The organism is Streptomyces sp. NPDC006283 (genome assembly GCF_040613325.1).
GTDB lineage: Bacteria > Actinomycetota > Actinomycetes > Streptomycetales > Streptomycetaceae > Streptomyces.
Window position 1 is genome coordinate 1 of sequence record NZ_JBEXRZ010000279.1, and the last position, 8,102, is coordinate 8,102.

The 8,102-nt window shown below is 69.7% G+C and carries 5 protein-coding genes and 1 pseudogene; 3 read left to right on the top strand and 3 right to left on the bottom strand.

The genetic code is table 11. The features are described from left to right. The coding region (locus ABZ070_RS33485) for a cytosine permease (protein ID WP_356639489.1) at positions 1–386 on the bottom strand (386 nt) is incomplete at its 3' end. 179 nt (positions 387–565) lie between these two features. On the opposite strand from ABZ070_RS33485, the gene ABZ070_RS33490 reads away from it, so the two are divergent. Further along, positions 566–1,165: a TetR/AcrR family transcriptional regulator gene (locus tag ABZ070_RS33490; RefSeq protein ID WP_356639491.1), complete on the top strand. Its 600-nt coding sequence runs from the start codon at positions 566–568 to the stop codon at positions 1,163–1,165. A 214-nt stretch (positions 1,166–1,379) separates the two neighbouring features. Continuing rightward, complete coding sequence (locus tag ABZ070_RS33495; protein ID WP_356639493.1) at positions 1,380–4,154, top strand: SpoIIE family protein phosphatase; 2,775 nt, start codon at positions 1,380–1,382, stop codon at positions 4,152–4,154. A 51-nt stretch (positions 4,155–4,205) separates the two neighbouring features. On the opposite strand, the gene ABZ070_RS33500 is transcribed toward ABZ070_RS33495, so the two are convergent. Then, positions 4,206–5,990 (bottom strand): glycoside hydrolase family 15 protein, encoded by a 1,785-nt coding sequence (locus tag ABZ070_RS33500; RefSeq protein ID WP_356639495.1) that lies wholly within the window; start codon positions 5,988–5,990, stop codon positions 4,206–4,208. Positions 5,991–6,176: 186 nt separating this feature from the next. Between ABZ070_RS33500 and ABZ070_RS33505 the strand changes: the two genes are divergently transcribed. Then, positions 6,177–7,016 carry an SDR family oxidoreductase gene (locus ABZ070_RS33505; RefSeq protein ID WP_356639497.1) on the top strand — a complete coding sequence of 280 codons (840 nt, stop codon included), beginning with the start codon at positions 6,177–6,179 and terminating at the stop codon, positions 7,014–7,016. Positions 7,017–7,295: 279 nt separating this feature from the next. Here the strand turns inward: ABZ070_RS33505 and ABZ070_RS33510 are convergent. Beyond that, positions 7,296–7,493 (bottom strand): annotated as a pseudogene (locus tag ABZ070_RS33510) (phytanoyl-CoA dioxygenase family protein); the annotation flags it as partial. Between the last annotated feature and the right edge of the window lie 609 nt (positions 7,494–8,102).

The following is an 8,102-nucleotide window of genomic DNA, read 5'->3' on the forward strand; positions in this document are numbered from 1 at the left end:
GTGCTGCCACTCGAGCGCCACGTGTCCGCAGTCGTCGGCCAGCAGGAACTTGCGGAGCACGCCCGAGCGCGGGAGATGACCAGGGTGGCGGTGCCGGTTCGGACGCCGCTCAGTCCGGCGGCGCTGATGGCGAAGAACGACAGGCCACCGAGGACGACGACACCGGTCGCCTGCCAGAAGGACAGGCCGAAGGCCACGGCCAGGGCTCCGTTGATGACGTAGGTGAAGGTGAGGTTCGAGCCGAACCAGAGCCAGAACAGATCCTTTGCGCTGCCGTGACGCTCCTCGTCGGGGACCGGGTCGATGCCGTGCGTCTCGACCTGGAAGACGCAGTCGGCGGCGACCGTCCCGCCGGGCGCCCTCGCGGTCGTCTCCTGCTGAGTCATGCGACTCACCCCTCCTCGATGTGCGTGCCCGTGCGGGCCCCGGGAAGCCTGATACTTTGAATGACGTTCTAGAAGTTAGAACGTCATTCAAGATGTGGCCTCGCGGCCCGGCCGTCAAGACCCCGGCGGAAATCGGGCCGCTAAGGTCGTCAGCAGGCACATGGACGAGGAGGCGCGGCGTGAGCGCGACGGCTCGACGGCGGGACGGACACCTCGCCCGGGAACGGATGCTGGAGGAGGCGATGGCGGCCATCGCCGAGGACGGCCTGGCCACGCTCACGATGTCGGCACTCGCCAAGCGCCTCGGCACCAGCGGCGGCCACATCCTCTACTACTTCGGCAGTAAGGACCTGCTGCTCCTGGAAGCGCTGCGCTGGAGCGAGAGCGCACTCGCCGACGAGCGCCGCGCACTCCTCGCCCGCCGGGTCACCGCCGAACGGAAACTCGACCTCTTCCTGGAGCTGTACCTCCCGCGCGGGCCACGCGACCCCCGCTGGACGCTCTGGATCGAGCTGTGGGCGCGTACCGCGTCGAACGAGCCGCTGCGCGAGGCCCAGGCCGAGATCGACGGCAGCTGGCAGAAGGACCTCGCGGCACTCCTCGCCCGAGGAGTGCGGCAGGGCCGGTTCGCAGCCGGCCTCGACGCGACGTCACGGGCGTCCGAACTCCTCGCCCTGCTCGACGGGTTGAGCACCCGCGTCGTCCTCGGCCAGCGCGGCGCGGACCGCGACAGTGCGCTGGACATGGCACGGTCCGTGGCCGCCCGGCTGGTGAAGTGAGCGGGAGCCGCCGGCCCGTCGCGGTGCGACGGACGAGTCCACGCCGGGGAGCGGCAAGCCGGTCACCCGGTCACCTGCTGGATGCCGCGATCGTCCACGTTCCGGCCGGTGAACCGGTGCCCGAGCCGCATCGGCCCGGCGCGGGCGGTTCCGTGAAGCGGTGATCGCGACCAGCGCACGCCCTCCTGCAATCGATGAGTGATAGAAAGAGGGCATGGTTGGGCGTCGTTTCGGACGTTTCGGGCGTTCTGTGACCCCGTCGTCCCAAGCATCCCCGGGGCGTCCCCGGCGCTCCTTCCTCGGGGTGCGCAGTGTCGCCGGTCAGGTGCTGCTACTGCAGCTGGTGGTTGTGGTACTGCTGATCGTTGCCGCCGTCGGGACGCTGGTCCTGGAGGCTCGCGGCGAAAATACGCGTGAGGCCCGGGACCGGTCGATGGCCGTCGCCGAGACATTCGCGCACGCTCCTGGGACGGCGGCGGCCATGACGAGCGCCGAACCGAGCAAGGTGCTGCAGCCGCGTGCCGAGCAGATCCGGAAGCAGACCGGCGTGGACCTCATCGTCGCGTACTCCCCGGAGGGCGTCCGTTATACGCACCCCGACCCGGACCTCATCGGGGAGCGCGTCCTCGGTAGCGGGGAGGTGCCGAAGCAGGCCCATACGGAGATCGACGAGACCACCGAGGGGCTGTCCGTGCTCTCGCTGGTCCCCGTCACCACGGCTGGCGGCTCGGCCGTCGGCACGGTGGGGGTCGGGATCACCGTCGAAAGCGTGAGCACCGTGGTCAACCGCCAGCTCCCGGCCCTGCTGGGCGGCGCGGCGATCGTACTCGCCCTGGGCACCGCCGGCTCGGCGCTGGTGGGCAGGCGGCTGCGGCGGCAGACCCACAACCTGGACCCCGCAGAGATGGCCCGTATGTACGAGCACCATGACGCGGTCCTGCACGCGGCCCGGGAGGGCGTGCTCATCGTCGGGGAGGACGGCCGGCTGCTGCTGGCCAACGACGAGACGCGGCGGCTGCTCGGGCTGCCCGCGGATGCGGAGGGGCGAAGCATCACCGAGCTGGGTCTGGACGAGGGCCTCGTCGCGCTCCTGCAGTCCGACCGCAGTCCCACCGATGAGCTCCACACGGCAGGGGAGCGACTGCTGGCCATCAGCGTACGGCCGACCGGCCCCTACGGCGGTCCGCCCGGCAGCGTGGCGACGCTGCGGGACACCACGGAGCTGGAGGCGCTCGCCGTCCGTGCCGAGGCGGCGCGGACGCGGCTGAGGCTGCTGTACGACGCCAGTGTGCGGATCGGCACCACCCTCGACGTGGTGCGCACTGCCGAGGAGCTGACGGAGGCGGCTGTCCCCCGGTTCTCCGACTTCGCCAGCGTCGATCTGCTGGAACCGGTACTGCGCGGCGAGGAGCCGGTGGGGCTGGAGATGCGCCGGATCGCCCTCAGCGGCATCCGGGACGACCACCCCCTCTATCCGCTCGGCAGGCTGATCAGTCTCGCACCGAACACCCCGCAGGCATTCGGCTTCGCGAGTGGCCGGACGGTGCTGGAGGCGGAGCTGCCCGCGTTCTCCGGATGGCAGGAGCAGGACCCCGCAACGGCCGAGGTGATCGTCGGCTACGGCATCCACTCCCTGATCACCGTGCCGGTCCGGGCCCGGGGCATCATCCTCGGCATGGCCTCCTTCTGGCGCTCCAAGGAGCCCGACCCCTTCGACGAGGAGGACGTCTCCCTCGTCGAGGAGCTGGTCGCCCTCGCGGCGGTGAGCATCGACAACGCCCGCCGCTACACCCGCGAACACACCACGGCCGTCACGCTGCAGCACAGTCTGCTGCCCAGCGGGCTGCCCGAGCAGAACGCCCTGGAGGTCGCACACCGCTATCTGCCTGCCAAGGCGGTGAGCGGCGACTGGTTCGACGTCATCCCCCTGCCGGGTGCGCGGGTCGCCCTGGTGGTGGGCGATGTGACCGGCCACGGTCTGCAGGCCGTGGCCACGATGGGCCGGCTGCGCACCGGCATCCACAATTTCGCCGCGCTGGACATGGCTCCCGACGAACTGCTGGCCGGCCTGGACGATCTGGTCATCCGGATCGACGAGAACCAGCCGGCCGTAGGTGACAGCGCCCCCATCACCGGGGCCACCTGTCTGTACGCCGTGTACGACGCGGTCACCGGAAGCTGCACCGTGGCCCGGGCCGGTCACCCCGGGCCCGCCGTGATCCGCCCCGACGGCACGGTGGACTTCCCCGAGATCCCCGCCGGCCCGCCGCTGGGCCTGGGCGGCCTGCCCTTCGAAACCACGGAGCTGCAACTGCCCGAGGGGAGCAGCCTGGTCCTGTTCACCGACGGCCTCGTCGCCGGCCCGGACCGGGACGTCGAAGCCGGCCTGGACCGGCTGCGTGGCGCGCTGTCCGGCGGGGCGGCGGAGCGGAGCCCGGAGGCCACCTGCCAGGCGGTGGTCGGCACCATGCCGCCCGCGGAACGCAGCGACGACATCGCGCTGCTGGTGGCCCGCACCCGGGTGCTGGACCCGGGCCGGGTCGCGCACTGGAACGTACCGAGCGATCCCGCGGAGGTCGGCCGGGTGCGCGCCGCATGCGTCCGGCAGTTGGAGGAGTGGGGGCTCGACGCGATGGCGTTCACCACCGAGCTCATCCTCAGCGAGCTGATCACCAACGCCATCCGGTACGGCTCCGAGCCCATCCGGGTGCGGCTGTTGCACGACCGCAGCCTTGTCTGCGAGGTGTCCGACGGCAGCAGCACCTCACCGCATCTGCGCAGGGCAGCCACGACGGACGAGGGCGGGCGTGGTCTGTTCCTGGTCGCCCAGATGGCGAAGCGGTGGGGGACGCGGCACACGGCCCACGGAAAGATCATCTGGTCCGAGCAGGTCCTGCACCCCGGCTCGGCGCACGGCGCGGACGACGCCGGGGAGCCGGTCCCGGACGCCGGGATGCCTGCCCTGTGGAACGACGTACCGCCCCTGTGAAAGTCTCTGGGTCCGCTGCGGGCACGGCACTCCCGATGTCCCGGGCGCCGTTCAGCCCAGCGCCCGGTCGAGGTTGAAGGCCGCACTGATCAGGGCGAGATGTGTGAATGCCTGCGGGAAGTTGCCGTTCTGCTCGCCGGTGCGCCCGATCTCCTCTGCGTACAACCCGAGATGATTTGCGTAGGTGAGCATCTTCTCGAACGCCAACTGGGCGTCCTCCAGGCGTCCGGCGCGGCTGAGTGCCTCGACATACCAGAAGGAGCAGATCGAGAACGTTCCTTCCTCGCCCCGCACACCGTCCGGGCTGGCCTGCGGGTCATACCGGTAGACCAGGGAGTCCGCGACGAGTTCCTCGCCCAGTGCGTCCAGTGTCGAGAGCCATTTCGGATCCGTGGGGGAGATGAATTTGGCCAGCGGCATCATCAGCACCGAGGCGTCGAGGACGCTGTCGCCGTAGTGCTGGAGGAAGGCCTTCCGTTCGGCCGACCAGCCGCGGTCCATGATCTGGCGGTAGATGGCATCGCGCGTGGCGCTCCAGCGCGCCGTGTCGGCCGGCAGCCCGCGGTGCCGGGCCAGGCGCATCGCCCGCTCGATCGCCACCCAGCACATCAGTCGCGAGTACAGGAAGCTCTTGCGTCCGCCGCGGGTCTCCCACACGCCCTCGTCGGGCTGGTCCCAGTTGTCGCAGACCCATTCGACCAGGCCGCAGACGGTGTCCCAGTGTGCGCTGGATATCGGCTCTCCCCACTTGTCGTAGAGGTAGATCGAGTCGACGAGGGCGCCGTATATGTCCAGCTGCAGTTGGCCGACCGCCTCGTTGCCCACGCGTACGGGGGCAGAGCCCTGATAGCCCTCGAGATGGGGCAGCTCGCGCTCGGGCAGATCCCGGCGACCGTCGACGCCGTACATGATCTGCAAGGGGCCCGTTCCGGAGTCGGAGAGGTGGGCGTACTCGATCAGGAAACGCATGAACGCCTGCGCTTCCTCGGTGAAACCGAGCCGCAGGAGCGCGTAGACGCAGAAAGCCGAGTCGCGGATCCAGACGTACCGGTAGTCCCAGTTCCGTTCGCCGCCGATCTGCTCGGGCAGGCTTGTCGTCGGCGCAGCCACCATGGCGCCGGTCGGGACGTATGTGAGCAGCTTGAGGGTCAGTGCGGAGCGGTGCACCATCTCGCGCCAGCGGCCGCGGTAGCGCGACGTGGACAGCCACCGCCGCCAGTACCGGACGGTGGCCTGGAACAGTTCTTCCGCCTCGGTCACGGCACAGGCCCGGGGGGCCACCGTGTCCCCGACTCGGTCGAGGGCGAAGACGGCACTCTCGCCTTCGTGCAGCTTGAAGAGCGACCACACGTCCCGGCCGTCGTGCTCCACCGGCACGCTGGACGTCAGCGCGAGGGAGAGTGAGGACGACTCGAAGACCGGACAGCCTGAATCGGTGCGGATGGAGTGCGGCTCGGTTGCGTACCCGAACCGTGGTGAGACGCCGGCCCGGAAGGGCAGTGATCCGCGGACGCAGACGACTCTGCGGATCAGCCGGTGCCGGTCGGCCTCACGCGAGTTGTCGACGATCGGCATGAAGTCCTGGATCTCAGCCACACCGTCATCCGCGAAGAAACGGGTGATGAGCACGTTGGTGTCGGGGAAGTAGAACTGCTTCGTTCGGGTCGGCACGTCCGGCGCGAGCTCGAAGCTCCCGCCCTTCTCGGCGTCGAGGATCGAGGCGAACACGCTGGGAGCGTCGAAGCGGGAGCAGCAGTACCAGTCGATCGTGCCGTTCGTTCCCACGAGCGCAGCACTGCGCAGGTCTCCGATCAGCCCGTGCTCGGAGACCGGCAAGTACCTACGGGGGGCGGCGCTCCTCCCAGGACTACGCACCCCGCGCAGGACCTTTTGGCCGCCGTGAGACTCAGCAGACACGGTGGAGCCCTCCTCCGTCGGAGGAAAGTGTCGTTGTTGCTCATTTCATTCTAAGACTTCACTGGCTCCGTGCCGGCTGTTGTGAGCGAGGGGAGGGGCGCACCGATGCGGCCGACATCAACGCCATGTCGGGTTTCCGCCAGCCTGCTGATGTTCCACGGATCTAGGCTCGGTGTCATGAAACTTGAGCACAAGGTTGCCATCGTCACCGGAGCAAGTTCGGGCATCGGCCGTGCGACCGCGTTGCTCTTCGCGCGGGAAGGCGCGAAGGCCGTCGTGACCGCGCGACGACGCGCCGAGCTCGACGACCTGGTCGATCAGATCGAGCAGGCCGGCGGCACAGCCGTCGCGGTCGACGGCGATGTCCGGGACGAGGGCCTGGCCAAGACGCTCGTCGACACGGCCGTCGACCGGTTCGGCGGCCTGGACATCGCGTTCAACAATGCCGGTGTCGTCGGAGAGCAGATGCCGACCCATGAGCTGTCGCTCACCGACTGGCACAACATCCTCGACGTCAACCTGACCGCCGCGTTCCTCGGCGTCAAGTACCAGGTGCCGGCGATGCTCTCGCGCGGCGCCGGATCGATCCTGATCACCTCCAGCTTCGTGGGTTACACCGTCGGCATGCCCGGCATGGCCGCCTATGCCGCCGCCAAGGCCGGGACGATCGGGCTGACGAAAGCGCTGGCCGCCGAACACGGCGCCGCTGCCATCCGCGTGAACGCCATCCTGCCCGGCGGCACCGACACCCCCGCGAGCATCACCAACGCCCCCGACGCCACACCGGAAACGCTCGCCTTCGTCGAGGGCATGCACGCCGTCAAACGCCTGGCGACGCCCGAGGAAATCGCGCAATCGGCGCTGTACCTCGCATCCGACGCGTCCAGCTTTGTCACCGGCACCGCGCTCCTCGTCGACGGCGGTGTGTCCATCAATCGCACCTAGCCAGGACCCCTCCCGGGCTTGCTCCGGCGGCCCTGTCGACGGGTGCTGCAACGGAACCTCGTTACGGCCCTTCACAGCCCGTCCTGGTCGTGCCAGTGCTGCTGCCACCGCTGGTCGATCGGCTCGCTCGCGGCCTGGTAGCGGATGTCCGTGGAGAGCCGCAGGCGGCCGCCCGGGTCCCGGTTGTCGAGCGAGGCGTGGATGATGTGTGCGTTGTGGCACCAGCAGGTCGCCCGCTGCGAAGTCGCCCACCAGCCAGCGTGCGTCGTACTCGTCGGCGAGCGCCGGGAGGTCGGCCGTCATCGAGGCGGGCCGCTTCAGCACCCCGGCGGCCTCGTCCCGGCGGACCCGTCGATGGCTGCCCTCCAGATAGATCAGTGGGCCCTGCGCCAGGGGGCAGTCGCCGAGCGGGATCCAGGCAGACACCACCTGGTGAAGCACGGCACGGTGGCCTGGCGGGACGGCGACAACGACCACATCAACGTGTACGACATCGACACCGGCGCCTCTCAGCGCGTGCGGATCCAGTCCTTCGTCTTCGGCGAGGCCACGGACATCCAGCTCACGAAGGACCGGGTCTTCTGGCGCGAGACCACCGCGTTCCTCTTACGCTCCGACGCCTTCTGGTCCGCGCCGCTCGGCGACCTCACCCAGAAGAAGAGGATCAGCAGCCCGTCCACGACCTACGGCGGCCAGTTCTCCGTCAACGAGGAGTACTTCGCCTACTCGACGTACGACGCCAGCGGTGCCCTCGGCGGCTGGACCGGCAAGATCGGCAAGGTGAACGCGGCCCCGCTCGCCGACGTGGTCAACGGCGCCCCGGTCTACAGCAGGGTCTCCTGCTCCTCCGGCATGCAGCTGTCCCCGGCGCTCGGCGACGGGCAGCGGACGGTCTGGCTCGACACGACGGCCGCCTCGACGGACGTGGTGACCCGGGGCTCGTTCGCCGGCACCTGCGCATAGCGCCGTGCGCACGCGGCGCCTGCCGCGTGATGTGACCCGGACGACGGGGCGGAACTCGTGTTCCGCCCCGGCCGCGGCAACCTGAGCCCGGGACCCACCGACGGTGCCAGGAATTCAACGACC

Bases quoted from the DNA above. Each gene is read 5' to 3' on its own strand.
- ABZ070_RS33495 (WP_356639493.1), top strand. From the start codon at position 1,380: ATGGTTGGGCGTCGTTTCGGACGTTTCGGGCGTTCTGTGACCCCGTCG.
- ABZ070_RS33505 (WP_356639497.1), top strand. From the start codon at position 6,177: ATGCGGCCGACATCAACGCCATGTCGGGTTTCCGCCAGCCTGCTGATG.